This window comes from Nonomuraea sp. NPDC005650 (genome assembly GCF_040605375.1).
GTDB lineage: Bacteria > Actinomycetota > Actinomycetes > Streptosporangiales > Streptosporangiaceae > Nonomuraea.
In genome coordinates, this window is the sequence record NZ_JBEXCR010000001.1 from 1 (window position 1) to 16,675 (window position 16,675).

Here is a 16,675-nt window from a genome sequence, read left to right on the forward strand (position 1 = left end):
GCCATCGACCGGACCACCTACAAAGCCACCATCAGCATCAACATGATCCCGGCCAGCCCTTGACGCGCTACCCCAGCCCTAACTGAACGGCGTTGCCTCTAGGGGGCCGCGACCCGCTCGCGGCGCAGGACCGAGACCGTCATGGTCTCGTCCACGGCGTCCGGCGAGAGCACGTGGTCGAGCACCATCACCGCGCACCCGCTGATGCCCGCGCCCGCCCCCAGCCGGCTCGGCTCTATGCGCAGCCGCCGGGTGGCCAGGGCCGTGGAGCGGCGGTAGACGACCTCGCGGATGCTCGACACCAGCGGCCCGAACGCCTCGGCCACGTCGCCACCCAGCACCACCACGGACGGGTTGAGGATGTTGACCGCCCCGGCCAGCACCTCGCCGATATGGCGGCCGGCCTCGCGCACCGTGGCCATCGTCTCGGCGTCGCCCGCGCGCACCAGCGCGGTCACGTCCGCGATCGTCTTGACGTCCTTGCCCTGCGCCCGCAGGTCCCGCAGCAGCGCGACGCCGCTGGCCACGGAGTCGACGCAGCCGGTGTTGCCGCAGCGGCACAGCACGTCGCCGCCGTCGATCACGGGGATGTGCCCGATCTCTCCGGCCGCGCCCAGCGCGCCGCGCAGGATGCCGCCCCCGGCGATCACGCCCGCGCCGATCCGCGTCGAGATCTTCACGAACATCAGGTCGTCCAGGTCGGGGTAGGCGCCGCGGTGCTCGCCGATGGCCAGCACGTTCACGTCGTTGTCCACGAGCACGGGGACGGGGAAGCGCTCGCGGATGATCGGCGGGATCACCACGCCGGTCCACGAGGCCATCACGCGGGCGCTCTCGGTGCGCCCATGCGCGAACTCGACCGTGGCCGGCACGCCCATCCCGACGCCTCTGAGCATCGAGCGGGGCCGGTCGCCGAGCAGCTCGTCCCAGGTGTCCATGATCACCGGGAGCACGACGTCGGGCCCCTGCTCCACGTCCATCGTGAACTCTCGCCCGGCCAGCTCCTGCCCCGCCAGGTCGCAGACGGCCACCCGGGTGCGGCTGGCGCCGAGCGCCGCCACCAGCACCACGCCGCCCGCGGCGTTGAACTCCAGCCGGACCGGCGGCCGCCCGCCCGTGGACGGGGCGTCGTCGCGCTCCACGACCAGGCCGCGCTCCAGCAGCTCGCCGACGCGCAGCTGCACCGCGGGGCGCGACAGGCCGGTCACCCGGCCCAGGTCGGCACGTGTCACGGCCTCTCCGGTGCGGATGAGGCGGAGCACCTCGCCACTGGTGGCAAGGGTCGCGGCGGTACGTCGAGGCATCGGCCAAGTGAATCACATGAGGTTAGGTCATGAAAAGTCCCGACTTTTTTATCTCAAATGCCAAAACTCCGCTTGTGTGAGACCCAAACTCTCGTTAGTGTCCGTTCTGTCCCTGCTTGGTAGATCATCGGAGTCCGCAACCGTGTCCCCCGTGTCGACAACCAGCCCCGCCCACACCGCCGACCTCGTCGTCTTCGGCGGGACCGGCGACCTGTCCATGCGCAAGCTGCTCCCGGCGCTCTACCACAGCGACAGGGACGGCCGGCTCTCTCCGGAGACCCGAGTCATCGCCATGTCCAGGGGCGGTCTGACCGACGCCGACTTCCGCGGCAAGGTGGACGCCGAGGTACGCGACCGGGTCCCGATCGACGACCCCTCCGTCTGGCAGCGCTTCCTCGGCCGCCTGCACCACGTGTCGGTCGACGTCGGAGGTGCCGACAAGTCCGGCTGGGCGGCGCTGACCCGGCTGCTGGCCGGGCACGAGCAGCGTGACCGGGTCTTCTACCTGGCCAGCCCGCCCCGGACGTTCGGCCCCTTCTGCCGCGAGCTGGAGGAGGCCGGGCTGGTGACGCCGCGCTCGCGCGTGGTGCTGGAGAAGCCGCTGGGCCACGACCTGCCGAGCGCGCAGCGGATCAACGACGAGGTCGGCGCCATCTTCGAGGAGCGCCAGATCTTCCGCATCGACCACTACCTGGGCAAGGAGACCGTCCAGAACCTGCTGGTCCTGCGCTTCGCCAACGCCTTCCTCGAGCCGATCTGGAACTCCCTGTGGATCGACCACGTCCAGATCACCGCCGCCGAGACCGTCGGCACGCCGGGCCGGCGCGGCTACTACGACCACGCGGGCGCGCTGCGCGACATGGTGCAGAACCACCTGCTCCAGCTCCTCACGCTGACCGCGATGGAGCCGCCGGCCCGCAACGACCGCGAGGCCATCCGCGACGAGAAGGTCAAGGTCCTGCAGGCGCTGCGCCCGATCACGGGCACTGAGGTCGACCGCTTCACCGTGCGGGGCCAGTACACCGAGGCCGGCGAGATGCCGGGCTACCTCGACGAGCCCGCCTCCACGCCGCCGACCGAGGCGTCGCGCCGGGTGGAGACGTTCACCGCGATCCGGGCCGAGATCAAGAACTGGCGGTGGGCGGGGGTGCCGTTCTACCTGCGGACCGGCAAGCGGATGCCGAACCGCAGGTCGGAGATCGTGGTGCAGTTCAAGGACGTGCCGCACTCCATCTACCCCGGCGGCACGCCCAACCGCCTGGTGCTGCGCCTGCAGCCGGAAGAGGGCATCGAGCTGCACATCATGGCCAAGGAGCCGGGCGCGGGCGAGGTCATGCTCAAGCCGGTGCCGCTGTCGCTGAGCTTCGGCAAGACGTTCACCGCGCGGGTGCCGGAGGCGTACGAGCGGCTGCTGACGGACGTGCTGGCCGGGAACCCGACGCTGTTCATGCGGCGTGACGAGGTGGAGGCGGCCTGGCGCTGGATCGACCCGATCCTGTCGGCCTGGGAGTCGTCCGAGGAGCTGCCCGAGCCCTACCCCGCCGGCACCACCGGCCCCGCCGGAGCCCACGAACTGCTCGGCCGCAGCGGTCGTGAGTGGCACGAGGAGGACGTGTGAACAATCGATTCCGGGTTCATGGACCCGACGAAGGAGGCACCGTGAACCCCGTCATCCAGGACGTCACCGACCGCATCGCCGAGCGCAGCGCCACCAGCCGGGCCGCGTACCTGGCACGCATCCGGCGCGACGGCGAGGCCGCCAGGGCGAAGGGCCCGGCCCGCGCCCACCTCGGCTGCGCGAACCTGGCGCACGGCTTCGCGGGCGCGCCCGCCGAGGACAAGCTCGTGCTGCGCGGTGCGGCGAAGCCGGGCGTGGCGATCGTGACCAGCTACAACGACATGCTGTCTGCGCACCAGCCGTACGAGACGTACCCGCCGGAGCTGAAGGCCGCAGTGCGCAAGGCCGGCGGCGTGGCGCAGGTGGCCGGCGGCGTGCCCGCGATGTGCGACGGCATCACGCAGGGGCGGCCCGGCATGGAGCTGTCCCTCTACAGCCGCGACGTGATCGCGATGGCGACCGCGATCGCGCTGTCGCACGACATGTTCGACTCGACGCTGCTGCTGGGCGTCTGCGACAAGATCGTGCCCGGCCTGTTCATCGGCGCGCTGCACTTCGGGCACCTGCCCGCGATCTTCGTGCCGGCCGGGCCGATGGCCTCGGGCCTGCCGAACAAGGTCAAGGCGCGCACCCGCCAGCTCTTCGCCGAGGGCAAGGTCGGGCGCCAGGAGCTGCTCGACGCCGAGGCGAAGTCGTACCACTCCCCCGGCACCTGCACCTTCTACGGCACCGCCAACTCCAACCAGGCGCTGATGGAGGTCATGGGCCTGCACCTGCCCGGCTCGACGTTCGTCAACCCGCACACCGAGCTGCGCCACGCCCTCACCGAGGCCGCCGGGCGCCGCGCGGTGGAGATCACCGCGCACGGCTCGGAGTACACGCCGATCGGCGAGCTGGTCGACGAGAAGGCCATCGTGAACGCCTGCGTCGCCCTGCTGGCCACCGGCGGCTCCACGAACCACACCCTCCACCTGGTCGCCATGGCCGCCGCCGCGGGCATCGTGCTGACCTGGGACGACTTCGCCTGCCTGTCGCAGGTCGTGCCGTCCCTCACCAAGATCTACCCGAACGGCCAGGCGGACGTGAACCACTTCCGCGACGCCGGCGGCATGCAGGTCCTCATCGGCGACCTGCTGGACGAGGGCCTGCTGCACGGGGACGTCATGACCGTGGCCGGGCCCGGCCTCGACCGCTACCGCGAGGCTCCCGAGCTGGTGGACGGCGAGCTGGTGTGGTCGCCGGTCACCGGCGGCAGCTCCGACCTGGACGTCCTGCGGCCGGTCGCGGCGCCGTTCTCGCCGGACGGCGGGATCCACATACTGTCGGGCAACCTGGGCCGGGCCGTCTCCAAGGTGTCGGCGGTCAAGCCTGAGCACCTGGTGATCGAGGCGCCGGCCAAGGTGTTCGACGACCAGCTGGACCTGCTGCGGGCGTTCGAGGCGGGCGAGCTGGACGGGCAGGACTTCGTGGCGGTCATCCGTTACCAGGGGCCGAGCGCGAACGGCATGCCCGAGCTGCACAAGCTCACGCCGCCGCTGGCCGTGCTGCTCGACAGGGGGCAGCGGGTGGCGATCGTCACCGACGGCCGCATGTCCGGCGCCTCGGGGAAGGTGCCCGCGGCCATCCACCTGTCGCCCGAGGCCGCCGACGGCGGGTCGCTCGCTCTGGTGCGGGAGGGCGACGTGATCAGGCTGGACTCGTCGGCGGGGACGCTGGAGCTGCGGGTGCCCGCCGAGGAGCTGGCCCGCCGCGTGCCGCAGGGCCGCCCGCTGAGCGACGCGCAGTGGGTGGGGACCGGGCGCGAGCTCTTCGCGACCTTCCGCCGGATGGCGGGGCACGCGGAGCAGGGCGCCGGGATCTTCGGCGTCAGCGGCGCCGAGTCGCCCGACCACGGCCCCGGCCTGGGCTTCCTCGCCGAGGCCGGCACCTCCCACCTGGAGACGGGCGCCCCGGTGGGCGCCCAGCACGCCGGGCTGGCCCGATGACACCTCGCTGCCGGTACGACGGACAGCGGCTCCCCGCGCACACCCGCCCGTCGCGCGACGGGCGGGTGTGAGACAGCGGATGGGGCTCACCACTCCATCCGGTCACCGTGGGATCCTTCGGTGTGTGACTCCTCCGCTCCCCAAAGGGATCGGCTTCGCGCTCTCCCCGACCGGGGTGAGCGACGGACCGGCCCTGCCCGTTTCGAACCCGAGAACCGTTTCAGCGGCGCGACACCCCAGCCGGGTGAATCCGGCGGCGCCCTCAACAGACCCGATGGCGAGCGATCTTGACGCCGCCCTGGATGCCGGAGGTATGCGGTGAGTGCCTTTGACCTTCCGTGGCTGGTCGCCGACATCGGCGGGACCAACGCCCGGTTCGGCCTGGTCACCTCGCCGGGAGCGCGGCCGACGAACGTCGCGGTCCTGGCCGGGGCCGACTATCCGACCCTCCCCGAAGCCGTAGCCGCCTATCTCGCGGAACACGCGGGCGGAGTGCGACCGGGGGCGGCGTGCCTGGCCGTGGCGGGACCGATCGACGGCGACCACTACCGGCTCACGAACTCCGCGTGGGCCGGGTCCGCACGGGATCTCGACGTGCCGTACGCGGTGCTGCTCAACGACTTCGAGGCGCTGGCCGTGTCGCTGCCGCACCTGGAGGGCGACGACCTGGTCTCGCTGGGCGGCCCCGAGCCGGGTCACGGCGTGAAGGCCGTGCTGGGCCCGGGGACCGGGCTCGGCGTGGGCGGGCTGGTGCCGTCGGAGCACGGCTGGACGCCGATCCCGGGCGAGGGCGGGCACGTCACGGTGCCCGTGGTGGACCGGCGGGAGCTGGAGATCGTCAAGGTGCTGCAGGCGCGGGGGCTGGCGCACGTGGTGGCCGAGCACGTGCTGTCCGGGCCCGGGCTGGTCCGGCTGCACCGGGCGCTGGCCCAGGTGAACGGCGTCACCGCCCCGGAGCTGACCGCCTCGGACATCGTGACCCGCCTGGACGACTCGCTGTGCGCGGAGACGGTGGAGGTGTTCTGCGGGATGCTGGGCAGCTTCGCCGGGAACGTGGCCCTGACACTCGGCGCGCGCGGCGGGGTGTATCTGGGCGGCGGAGTGCTCCCCCGTATCGTGGAACGCGTGCGCACCAGCAGCTTCAGGACGCGCTTCGCCGACAATCCCGACATGGCCCACTACCTGGAGGCCATCGGCACCGCGCTGATCGTCGCCCCGCAACCGGCGTTGACGGGCGCGGCGGCCTTGCTGGCCCAGCGCGCCCGCAGGGAACTGGTGGGGTGACACCGGCCCGCCCTTGCGGGACCTGTACGTGACTAGACGGCCATGACCGGCCGACGAGGAGAAGAAGAACTCATGAGCTTGCTCGATCTCGCCCCGGTGATCCCCGTCGTGGTGATCGACGACGTGGAGAGCGCCGTGCCGCTGGCCAGGGCTCTGGTCGCCGGCGGCCTGCCGGTCATCGAGGTGACCCTGCGCACCCCGGCCGCGCGCGAGGCCATCGCCAGGATCGCGGCCGAGGTGCCCGAGGCGACCGTGGGGGCGGGGACCATCCGCAGCTCGGAGGACATCTCGGCCTCGGTGGCCGCCGGGGCGAGGTTCCTGGTGTCGCCCGGCACGACCCTGTCGCTGGTCGAGGCGCTGGATTCGAGCGGCGTCCCGTACCTGCCGGGGGCGGCGACCGTGTCCGAGGTGATGGCGCTGGCCGAGCGGGGGGTCAAGGAGCTGAAGTTCTTCCCCGCCGAGGCCGCGGGCGGCATCCCCTACCTCAAGGCGCTGGCCGGGCCGCTGCCGGACGTGCGGTTCTGCCCGACGGGCGGGATCCGGGTGAACACGGCGGCCGACTATCTCGCGCTCCCGAACGTGGGGTGCGTCGGCGGCACCTGGCTGACCCCGGCCGACGCGCTGGCCACCGGTGACTGGGGCCGCGTGGAGAAGCTCGCCTCGGAGGCCGCGGCCCTGCGCTGAGCGCGGCGGCAACGGGCCGGCGGCCCTGGAGGCAGCGGCTCGCTCCGCTGAGCCTCAGCTCCAGATCGACACGTGGATCGGCGGGCGGAAGCGGCTGCGGGGGATGCCGTCGTCCGGGGTGCGCATGAGCTGGGTGGCGGCCGGGGTGGTGAGGAAGTCCAGGAACGTGCCCGCCGCCGCCGACCGGTTCGGGGGTTCCAGGGTGGTGGCGTACCAGTACGCGGCCAGCGGGGTGGCGGCGGTCTCGATGACCACCAGCTCACCCCTGCGTAACTGGGAGGCCACCAGGTGGGCCGTGGCGGGTGCGACGCCGGAGCCCTCGGCGGCGGCCTTCCAGGCGGCCGTCTGGTTCGCGAAGACCCGGACCTGGGACTCCGGGACGCGCAGCAGCCGCAGCAGCCGGCTGGTGTCGCTCAGCGGGTCCGTCCCGGAGGGGCCGACCAGCCAGTGGTCGCGGCGGCCGCGGGGCGAGCCGACCACGATCAGGCGGCAGCGCAGCACCGGGCGGCTCACCAGGCCCTCGCCCGTCGCCTGGGCCCCGAGGGCGACGTCGGCCAGGCGGCTGGACAGCAGGAGCGGGATCTCGGCCGTGGCGGCCACGCCGGTGGTGGCGTCCACCGACTTGCGCTGGGTGAAGAGGCAGACGAGCGGCCCGGCCACGTACTCGGCGAGCCCGGCGTCCATGACCACGTGCAGCCCGGCGCCGCGGCCCGGCTGGACGGCGGCGACGGCCTCCGCGCCGAGCGCGACGATCTGGGCGGCGATCCCGAGCAGCCGCCGCCCGCCCTCCGTCAGCACCATCCGGTCGCCGGCGCGGGTCAGCAGCGGGTCGCCGAGGTGCCTGCGGAGCTGGGCCAGCGACTGGGAGACCGCGGGCTCGCTCACGCCCAGCGCCCGTGCCGCCGCCTTGACGGATCCCAGACGGGCGACGAAAACGAACGCCCCGAGCTGGCTGAGTGTCACCCACCCTTCATAGTTCTCCGGTCCCCATTAAGGAATCCCTTATTTGCGGATTGTCGCGACAAATCGGCACTAGCAATGTGCAGTCATGCAGGTTCCCGCGAGGTTCGAATACGAGAGAGCGGACAGCGTGCCGCACGCGCTCGAACTGCTGGCGCGCTACGGCCCCGAAGCCAGGATCGTCGCAGGTGGGCACAGCCTCATCCCGATGATGAAGCTGCGCCTGGCCCAGCCGGAGGCGTTGATCGACATCAACGGGCTGGCCGAGCTGGGGCGGATCGCCGTCGAGGGTGACGAGCTGGCCATTGGCGCGCTGGTACGCCACACAGAGCTGCTGGACAGCAGCACCGCCACCGACCTTTTCCCGATATTTCGGGATGCGGAGCGAGTTATTGCCGACCCGATAGTGAGAAATCGGGGGACCGTTGGCGGCTCGCTGTGCCAGGGCGACCCTTCCGAGGATCTGGCCGCCGTCTTCTCGGCGCTGCGGGCGCGGGCGGTCATCCAGGGCGCGGACGGTCCGCGTACCGTGCCGATCAGGGACTTCCACGAGGGCCCGTACGAGACCGCCGTCGGGCCCGGCGAGCTGCTGGTCCAGCTCCGCGTGCCGATCACGCCGGGCACGGGCAGCGCGTACGAGAAGGTCGAGCGGCGCGTGGGCGACTGGCCGGTCGCCGCGGCCGGAGCGGTCGTCACGGTGCGGGACGGCGTGATCGTACGGGCGGGCATCGGGCTGACCGCGGTCGGCGCCGAGCACTTCTGCGCCCCCGAGGCCGAGAGCCACCTCGAAGGCAGGCGGCCCGGCGAGGAGGCGTTCGCGGAGGCGGGCAGGATCGCCGGCGAGCACTGCGACCCCCACGCCGACCAGCGCGGCCCGGCCGACTACAAGCGGCACCTGGCCGCCGAGCTGACCCGGCGGGCACTGGCCCGGGCAGCGGGGAGGATCTGACATGCGCATCACGGTCTCGGTGAACGGGCAGCCGTACACCAGAGAGGTCGAGCCCAGGCTGCTCCTCGTGCACTTCCTGCGCGACGAGCTGGGTCTGACCGGCACCCACTGGGGCTGCGACACCTCCAACTGCGGCGTCTGCACGGTGCGACTCGACGGCGTGCCGGTCAAGTCGTGCACGGTGCTGGCGGTGATGGCCGACGGCCACGAGGTCAGCACAGTGGAGGGCCTGGAGAGGGACGGGGAGCTGGACGCGGTGCAGAAGGGGTTCGTGGAGTGCCACGGGCTGCAGTGCGGGTTCTGCACGCCCGGCATGCTGCTGACCGCACGCGCGCTGCTCGACCGCGTGCCCGACCCCGACGAGGGCCGGATCCGCGAGGCCATCTCCGGGCAGCTGTGCCGCTGCACCGGCTACGAGAACATCGTCCGATCGATCCGCTGGGCTGCCCAGGAGGAGGCGAAATCATGAGCTACGGGCGCATGCACCGCAAAGAGGACGCCCGCTTCATCAGGGGCCGCGGCAACTACACCGACGACGTCCGGCTGCCCGGCATGCTGTACGGCGCTGTGCTGCGCAGCCCGCACGCCCACGCCAGGATCGTCTCCGTCGACACGAGCGCCGCCGAGGCCCACCCGAAGGTCAAGGCCGTCATCACCGGGCAGACCCTGGCCGGGCTCGGCCTGGCCTGGATGCCGACGCTGTCGCAGGACACCCAGGCGGTGCTGGCCACGGACAAGGTGCGCTTCCAGGGCCAGGAGGTCGCGTTCGTGGTGGCCGAGGACGCCTATTCGGCCCGCGACGCGCTGGAGCTCATCGACGTCGAGTACGACCCCCTCGACGCCGTCATCGACGCCAGGAAGGCCCTCGACCCGGACGCCCCGGTCATCCGGGACGATCTCGAAGGGCGTACCGGCAACCACATCTTCGACTGGGAGGCCGGCGACCGCGCCCGCACCGACGCCCTGTTCGAGCAGGCGGAGGTGACGGTCGCCCAGGACCTGCTCTATCCGCGCGTGCACCCGGCGCCGCTGGAGACGTGCGGCGCGGTCGCGGACTTCGACAGGGTCACCGGCAAGCTGACCGTCTGGTGCCCCACGCAGGCGCCGCACGCCCACAGGACGCTGTACGCGATGGTGGCCGGGCTGCCCGAGCACAAGATTCGGGTGATCTCGCCGGACATCGGCGGCGGCTTCGGCGGAAAAGTCGGGATTTATCCGGGCTACGTCTGCGCCATCGTCGGCTCGATCGTCACCGGCAAGCCGGTCAAATGGATGGAGGACCGCTCCGAGAACCTCATGAGCACCGCCTTCGCCCGCGACTACCACATGCGCGGCGAAGTGGCCGCGACGCGTGACGGCCGGATCCAGGCGATCAGGGTCAAGGTGACCGCCGACCACGGCGCGTTCAACGGCACCGCCCAGCCGACCAAGTTCCCGGCCGGCTTCTTCCACGTCTTCTCCGGCTCGTACGACATCGAGGCCGCCCACTGCGAGGTCACCGGCGTCTACACGAACAAGGCCCCCGGCGGCGTCGCCTACGCCTGCTCCTTCCGCGTCACCGAGGCCGTCTACCTGGTCGAGCGCATGATCGACGTGCTGGCCGCCGAGCTGGACCTCGACCCGGCCGACCTGCGGATGCGCAACCTGCTCAGGCCCGAGCAGTTCCCCTACCACTCCCCCACCGGCTGGGAGTACGACTCCGGCGACTACCCCAGGACGCTGCGCCTGGCCATGGACATGGCCGGCTACGACAAGCTCCGCGCCGAGCAGGCCGACCGGCGGGCCAGGGGCGAGCTGATGGGCATCGGCGTCAGCTTCTTCACCGAGGCCGTCGGGGCGGGCCCGCGCAAGCACATGGACATCCTCGGCCTGGGCATGGCCGACGGCGCCGAGCTGCGGGTGCACCCCACGGGCAAGGCCGTGCTGCGGGTCTCGTGCCAGTCGCAGGGCCAGGGGCACGAGACCACGTTCGCCCAGATCGTCGGGCAGGAGCTGGGCATCCCGGCCGACGACGTGGAGGTGGTGCACGGCGACACCGACCAGACGCCGTTCGGCCTGGGCACGTACGGCTCGCGCTCCACCCCCGTCTCCGGCGCGGCCACGGCCATCGTGGCCAGGAAGGTGCGCGACCGCGCCAAGATCGTGGCGGCGGCCATGCTGGAGGCCGCCCCGGAGGACCTGGAGTGGGCCGACGGCAGGTGGTCGGTGGTGGGCGACCCGTCCACCGGCAGGTCGATGGCCGAGATCGCGCTGGCCGCGCACTCCAGCCTGGAGCTGCCGGAAGGCGTCGAAGGCCACCTGGACGCGGTCACCGTCTACAACCCGCCCAACCTCACCTACCCGTTCGGCGCCTACATCTGCGTGGTCGACGTCGACCCGGGGACGGGGCAGGTGAAGGTGCGCAGGTTCGTGGCGGTGGACGACTGCGGCGTGCGGATCAACCCCATGATCGTTGAAGGGCAGATCCACGGCGGGCTGGCCGACGGGGTGGGGATGGCGCTCATGCAGGTGATGGCGTTCGACGAGGACGGCAACCACCTGGGGGCATCGTTCATGGACTACCTGCTGCCGACCTCGATGGAGTGCCCGTCGTGGGAGCTGGGCGAGACCGTGACGCCCTCGCCGACGCACCCGATCGGGGCCAAGGGCGTGGGCGAGTCGGCCACCGTCGGGTCTCCCGCGGCGGTGGTCAACGCCGTGGTGGACGCGCTCAGGCCGTACGGCGTGCGGCACGCCGACATGCCGCTCACCCCGGCGAACGTCTGGCGCGTCATCAACGGCGACCCGTTCCGCACGGACCTGGCGATCCCGTGAGTGAGCGCAGCGAGCGAACAATCAAACACAGCCGAGCCTCGCTCATGCGTCCGACGGAGGAGGGCGCATGAGCGAGTTTCTTGGCATGCCGGCGTCCCGGCCGCGGCCGGCCGCCGACCTGGACGCCCGGGTCGCGCGGCTGCGGTCGGGGCGGGAGCCGTACGTGCTGGCCACGGTCGTGCGGGCGCAGCGGCCGACCAGCGCGAAGGCGGGCGACCGCGCGCTGGTGCTGCCGGACGGGACGATCGAGGGGTTCGTCGGCGGCGTCTGCGCCACCGACACCGTCCGGGCGCAGGGCCTGCGGCTGCTCGAACCCCGGCACGCGGGGCGGGCGACGCTGCTGCGCATCACGCCGGAGGCGGGCGAGCCCCACGAGGAGGAGGGCCTGGTCGCCGTGGGCCAGCCGTGCCTGTCCGGCGGCACGCTGGAGATCTTCCTGGAGGCCGTGCTCCCTCCCGCGCTGGTCCACGTGCACGGCGACAGCCCCATCGCCCGGGCCTTCGCCGCCGTCGGCACCGCGCTGGGGTACCAGATCGAGACCGGCCCCGGGGTCGCCGCCGGCGCCGACGCCGTCCTGGTCGCCTCGCACGGGATCGGCGAGGAGCCGGTCCTGCGCGACGCGCTGGCCAACGACGTCCCGTACATCGGGCTGATCGCCAGCCGCAGGCGCGGCGCGGCGGTGCTGGCGCGCGTGGAGGGAGGCGAGCGGGTGCGGGTTCCGGCGGGTCTGGACATAGGTGCCAGAACGCCCGGTGAAGTGGCGGTTTCCGTGTACGCCGAGATCATCAGCCTGCGTTAACGGACGGCAGCCGGGTACGCCAAGGGAAGGACAACCGCAGCCCCGGGAAGCCCCTTTCGCTCTCCGGAGAGCGAAAGGACATCAATGCCGACGGAACTGATCCGCCAAGAGCAGCGCATGACGGACGACCGCCCCGTTGCCCAGCCGGGCAGCCTGGAGCGGGGGATCGACATCCTGCTGGCGCTCAGCGCCGCCTCCCACCCGGTCAGCCTCTCGCAGCTGTGCCGCATCACGGGCCTGCCCAAGACGACCGCCCACCGCATCCTGGGCGTGCTGTGCTCGCGCGAGCTGGCCAGGCGGGTCGGCAACGGCTACCTGCCGGGCGAGCTGCTGGAGACGATGGCCGGCATCACGCGGGCCCGCGTGCCCGGCACCCGCAAGGTCGTCCTGCCTTACCTGCTCTACCTGTACGAGGCCACCAGGCAGACGGTCAACCTGGCCGTCCCCTCCGGCCTGGAGGCCCGCTACGTCGAGCGCCTCTACAGCCACAACCGCGTCGACTCCCGTTCCGACGGCATGGACCGCGCGCCGCTCCACTGCACGGCGACCGGCAAGGCGCTGCTGGCCTTCGACCCGAGGCTGCGCCAGGAGCTGCTGGCCCGTGGCTCGTTCGAGCGGCTGACGCGCCGCACGATCACCACGATGGCCGGGCTGGAGCGCGAGCTGGCCCAGGTCCGCCGGTACGGCGTGGCGTACTCGCAGGAGGAGTTCACCGAGGGCGTGGCGTGCGTGGCCGCGCCGGTGTTCGGCCCGGGCGGCCGGATCTGCATGGCCCTCGGCGTGGCCGCCCCCGCGGGCGCGGCGCCGCTCGCCAAGCTCGGCATCTCCGTACGCGGCGCCGCCCAGGCCATCTCGGCCGCCCTGCTCGGCCCTTAGGCGTTCCGGCCATCGGAACGTTTCCGCGGCGCCCCGCCGGAAGTGTTCCGGTGGCCGAAACCCCCGATTGCGAACGCGGCGCCACGGGAGATCACATCGCCATATGGACTTCCATCCTGCTCCGGCCACTCAGGAGGCGCCCGCGGTCCGAGAGGTCCGGGCCCGCATGGCCACGGACCCGCGGGCGCCGGTCGGAACACGGAAGGCCGCGCGTGCCTAGGAGCCTCCCCCGTGCCACCGTGCTGGAGAGCCTGCGCCTGGCCTCCACGATCGCCCGGCCGGGCGTGCCGCACCTGATGCCCGGCCGCGACCCGCTGCGCTCCCGCGCGCTGCTGGCCGAGCTCGAGTCCAGGTACGGCGGCCGCCCCGTCCTGGTGCGCGGCCGGCGCGGCCCGGCGCTGCTGGTCATCTCCAAGCGCGACGCCCTGCGCGTGCTGTCGGAGGGGGGCGAGTACGCGCAGGGCGTCGAACAGCGCCCCTTCGGCCTGCCGACCGACGTGCTGCGCCCGACGTTCATCGAGATCGCCAGGGAGGAGGCCGGGGAGCTCACCTCCGGCGTGGTGGACCACGACCGGCTCAACGCCCAGTGGCAGCGCGTGGCCAGGCGCTGCGTCTACGGCGACGGCGCGGCCGGCGACGTGGAGCTCACCCGCCTGCTGGCGGGCCTGACGCGGGCCGGCAGGTGGCGCGACAGGCGGCGCCAGGACCTCCTGTCGGGCCGGTACGGCGCCCGCCTCATCGACCACCTGCGCCGCGCCGAACCCGGCAGCCTGGCCGGCCTGATCGCGGAGACCCCCGGGCTGGCCCGCTCGCGCGGGCTCATGCAGGCGGCGTTCTGGCTGATGGGCCTCGGCGTGCTGTCGCCGGGGCTGATGCAGACCCTGGCGCTGCTGGCCGCCCATCCGGCCCAGCGCAAGTCGGCCCGCCGCGACGCCGACTACCTGCGGGCCTGCCTGCGCGAGGGGCTGCGCCTGTGGCCGCCGGTGCCGACTCTGTCGCGGGTCACCACCACCCGGACCGACTGGTACGGCACCACCCTGCCCGCCGGCACCACCGTGCTCGTGCCGGTCGCGGCGCACCAGCGCAGCCTGCGCCTGCCGTACGCGAACACCTTCGCCCCCGAGGTCTGGCTGGACGGCACCGCGGCGAACGAGTGGTGGGCCAGACCGGGGTGCGACGGCACGCACCTCACGCTCGCGGTCGGCACCGCCTTCCTGGCCGGCATCGTCCGCGCCGCCCGCCCCAAGCCGGTCGGGCGGCTCCTGTCCCCGCACCGCCCTCTCCCCTACGCCCTCAACCTCTCGCGTCTGCGGGTGACGATGCGCCCGTTGCGCATCCACGGCGCTCCCACGCCTGCTCAGAACTAGTGGCCACCGGGCAGGCACTTCCTCCGTTAGAGTCTTGGGTACAAATGACGTGCCGGGCGGAGGAACGGTTCGGATTGCGACGGGATGACGACGGCGAGAGGACGGCAACCTTGGGGCGCTCCGCAGGCACTCCGCTGGAGCCGGAAGATCCGCCGGCGATCGGCCCCTATGAGCTGATCAGCCGTCTCGGCTCCGGTGGCATGGGCGTGGTCTACCTCGCCAAGGCGGCCGACGGCTCGCGGGTGGCGCTCAAGGCGATCCGCCGCGACTACACCGCCGACCCGGTCTACCGGGCGCGCTTCCACGAAGAGGTGTCCAACGCCCGCAAGGTGGCCTCGTTCTGCACGGCCCGCGTGCTCGACCACGGCGAGGACCGCGGCGTCCTCTACCTCGTCACCGAGTACATCGACGGCATCTCGCTCGAGGACCACCTGATCGAGCACGGCGCGCTGTCGCCGTCGGTGCTGCACTCCGCGGCGGTCGGCGTGGCCGCCGCGCTGACCGCGATCCACGCGGCCGGGCTCGTGCACCGCGACCTCAAGCCGGCCAACGTGATGCTGACGCTGGCCGGGCCCCGGGTGATCGACTTCGGGCTGGCGCGGTCGACGCACGTGAGCTCCCGGCACACCAACGCCGGCATGGTGATGGGCACGCCCGGGTGGATCGCTCCCGAGCAGGTCTTCGAGGGGCGCACCAGCCCGGCGGGCGACGTGTTCGCCTGGGGGTCGCTGATCGCCTACGCGGGGCTGGGCGGGCATCCGTTCGGCGAGGGCGACGCGTACGTGATGGCGGCCCGGGCCCGCAGCGCGCCGCCGGACCTGCGGGGGCTGCCCGCGCCCCTGGACCGGCTGGTGGCGGCGGCCATCCACCCCGACCCGGCGCGCCGGCCCGCGGCCAAGCAGCTGCTGCTGGAGCTGGTGGGGGCGGCCGACGAGCCCGCGGCGCAGCTCGCCGCGACCAAGCACCTGACCAACTCGTGGAACCCGTCGGACTTCCCGATGATGCCGCGGCAGCCGCACCCGATGCCCCCCGACCGCACGGGCCAGGTGCCGGGCGCGGGCCGCCCGGGCCCGCCCCGCCGTCCCGAGGCGCGTGCCCCGCATGCCGAGCCCCGCGGCCCGCAGCCCCCGCCGCCCGCCGAGCGCACCGGCCCCACGCCGGGGGCGGCGAGCCACGTGCCGCCGGCCGAACGCACCGGTCCCAAGCCCGGCATGATGCCGCCGCCCGCCGAACGCACCGGGCCCACCCCCGGGATGATGCCGCCGGCCGCCGAACGCACCGGCCCCACGCCCCGGATGGCGCCGCCGCCGGCCGAGCGTCGGGGGCCCAATCCGGGGCAGTTGCCGCCGCTCGCGGAGCGGACCGGGCCCGTGCCTCCTGCTCCCCATCCCGAGCGCACCGGCCCCGTGCCGGGGACCGGGCGGGGGCTGCGGGGGCCGCACCCGGACCTCACCGGGCCGGTCCCCCACCACCAGACCGGGCAGGGGCCGATGCCCCACCCCTCGGCCACCGGTCAGGGGCCGCTGCCGGGCTACCCGCCCGCCAAGCGCAAGCGGGGCGTGTTCGCGGGCTGCATGACCGCGTTGATCATCGCGTTCGTGCTGGTGGTAGGGCTGATCGTGGTGCTGACGTGGGTGCTGCGCTCGCCGGCGGCCGGCGAGGACGGGCCCGTGCAGGACGGCAAGCTGCGCTTCGCCATCACCGGCACGAAGTGCCCCAAGCCCGCGAAGTCGGCGCCCACGCGCACCTGCCAGATCGGGGTACGCGTCAGCAACGTCGGCCAGGAGGCCAGGGTCCTCTACCCGGGCCAGCAGAAGCTGGTCGACGAGGACCAGGAGTTACACGGCGGCACCAAGCTGCTCGACCAGGACGGCAAGGAGATCACGCCGATCCGCATCGAGGCGGGCCAGTCGTTCGCCGGCGCGCTGGTGTTCGAGCTGCCGAAAGACCTCGCCCCGGCCGCGCTCGAGGTGCACGACTCGGGGCTGAGCGGCGGGGCCCGGCTCAACCTCGGCTGAGCCGGCCCATGAGAAGT

At 72.9% G+C, this 16,675-nt stretch carries 13 protein-coding genes; 11 read left to right on the top strand and 2 right to left on the bottom strand.

The annotated features are described in order from the left end of the window. Positions 1–98: 98 nt before the first annotated feature. A complete protein-coding gene (locus ABZS69_RS00005; RefSeq protein WP_355363736.1) occupies positions 99–1,304 on the bottom strand; it encodes an ROK family transcriptional regulator in 1,206 nt (401 codons plus the stop codon). Between the two features lie 151 nt (positions 1,305–1,455). Between ABZS69_RS00005 and zwf the strand changes: the two genes are divergently transcribed. The 4 genes from zwf (at position 1,456) to eda (ending at position 6,875) form a co-directional block, all read left to right on the top strand. After that, a complete protein-coding gene (gene zwf / locus ABZS69_RS00010; protein WP_355363739.1) occupies positions 1,456–2,922 on the top strand; it encodes a glucose-6-phosphate dehydrogenase in 1,467 nt (488 codons plus the stop codon). Positions 2,923–2,963: 41 nt separating this feature from the next. Further along, positions 2,964–4,907, top strand: a complete 1,944-nt coding sequence (edd, locus tag ABZS69_RS00015) for a phosphogluconate dehydratase (RefSeq protein WP_355363742.1) — start codon at positions 2,964–2,966, stop codon at positions 4,905–4,907. Between the two features lie 318 nt (positions 4,908–5,225). After that, the gene (glk, locus tag ABZS69_RS00020) at positions 5,226–6,191 is read left to right on the top strand and encodes a glucokinase (protein ID WP_355363745.1); all 966 of its coding nucleotides are present in this window, start codon (positions 5,226–5,228) and stop codon (positions 6,189–6,191) included. A gap of 72 nt (positions 6,192–6,263) precedes the next feature. Continuing rightward, positions 6,264–6,875 (top strand): bifunctional 4-hydroxy-2-oxoglutarate aldolase/2-dehydro-3-deoxy-phosphogluconate aldolase, encoded by a 612-nt coding sequence (eda, locus tag ABZS69_RS00025; RefSeq protein WP_355363748.1) that lies wholly within the window; start codon positions 6,264–6,266, stop codon positions 6,873–6,875. Between the two features lie 54 nt (positions 6,876–6,929). On the opposite strand, the gene ABZS69_RS00030 is transcribed toward eda, so the two are convergent. After that, complete coding sequence (locus ABZS69_RS00030; protein ID WP_355363751.1) at positions 6,930–7,838, bottom strand: LysR family transcriptional regulator; 909 nt, start codon at positions 7,836–7,838, stop codon at positions 6,930–6,932. 85 nt (positions 7,839–7,923) lie between these two features. Between ABZS69_RS00030 and ABZS69_RS00035 the strand changes: the two genes are divergently transcribed. From ABZS69_RS00035 to ABZS69_RS00065, 7 genes are all read left to right on the top strand, one after another. Continuing rightward, positions 7,924–8,784 (top strand): xanthine dehydrogenase family protein subunit M, encoded by an 861-nt coding sequence (locus ABZS69_RS00035; RefSeq protein ID WP_355363754.1) that lies wholly within the window; start codon positions 7,924–7,926, stop codon positions 8,782–8,784. A 1-nt stretch (position 8,785) separates the two neighbouring features. Further along, a complete protein-coding gene (locus ABZS69_RS00040; protein ID WP_355363757.1) occupies positions 8,786–9,253 on the top strand; it encodes a (2Fe-2S)-binding protein in 468 nt (155 codons plus the stop codon). Then, positions 9,250–11,598 carry an aerobic carbon-monoxide dehydrogenase large subunit gene (locus tag ABZS69_RS00045; RefSeq protein WP_355363760.1) on the top strand — a complete coding sequence of 783 codons (2,349 nt, stop codon included), beginning with the start codon at positions 9,250–9,252 and terminating at the stop codon, positions 11,596–11,598. The genes ABZS69_RS00040 and ABZS69_RS00045 overlap by 4 nt, the downstream gene beginning before the upstream one ends. Positions 11,599–11,665: 67 nt before the next feature. Next, positions 11,666–12,397, top strand: a complete 732-nt coding sequence (locus tag ABZS69_RS00050; protein WP_355363763.1) for an XdhC family protein — start codon at positions 11,666–11,668, stop codon at positions 12,395–12,397. 84 nt (positions 12,398–12,481) lie between these two features. Then, a complete protein-coding gene (locus tag ABZS69_RS00055; RefSeq protein ID WP_355363766.1) occupies positions 12,482–13,273 on the top strand; it encodes an IclR family transcriptional regulator in 792 nt (263 codons plus the stop codon). A gap of 212 nt (positions 13,274–13,485) precedes the next feature. Next, on the top strand, positions 13,486–14,640 hold the full coding sequence (locus tag ABZS69_RS00060) for a cytochrome P450 (protein ID WP_355363769.1): 1,155 nt from the start codon (positions 13,486–13,488) through the stop codon (positions 14,638–14,640). A gap of 110 nt (positions 14,641–14,750) precedes the next feature. After that, positions 14,751–16,658 (top strand): protein kinase, encoded by a 1,908-nt coding sequence (locus ABZS69_RS00065; protein ID WP_355363772.1) that lies wholly within the window; start codon positions 14,751–14,753, stop codon positions 16,656–16,658. Positions 16,659–16,675 lie beyond the last annotated feature (17 nt).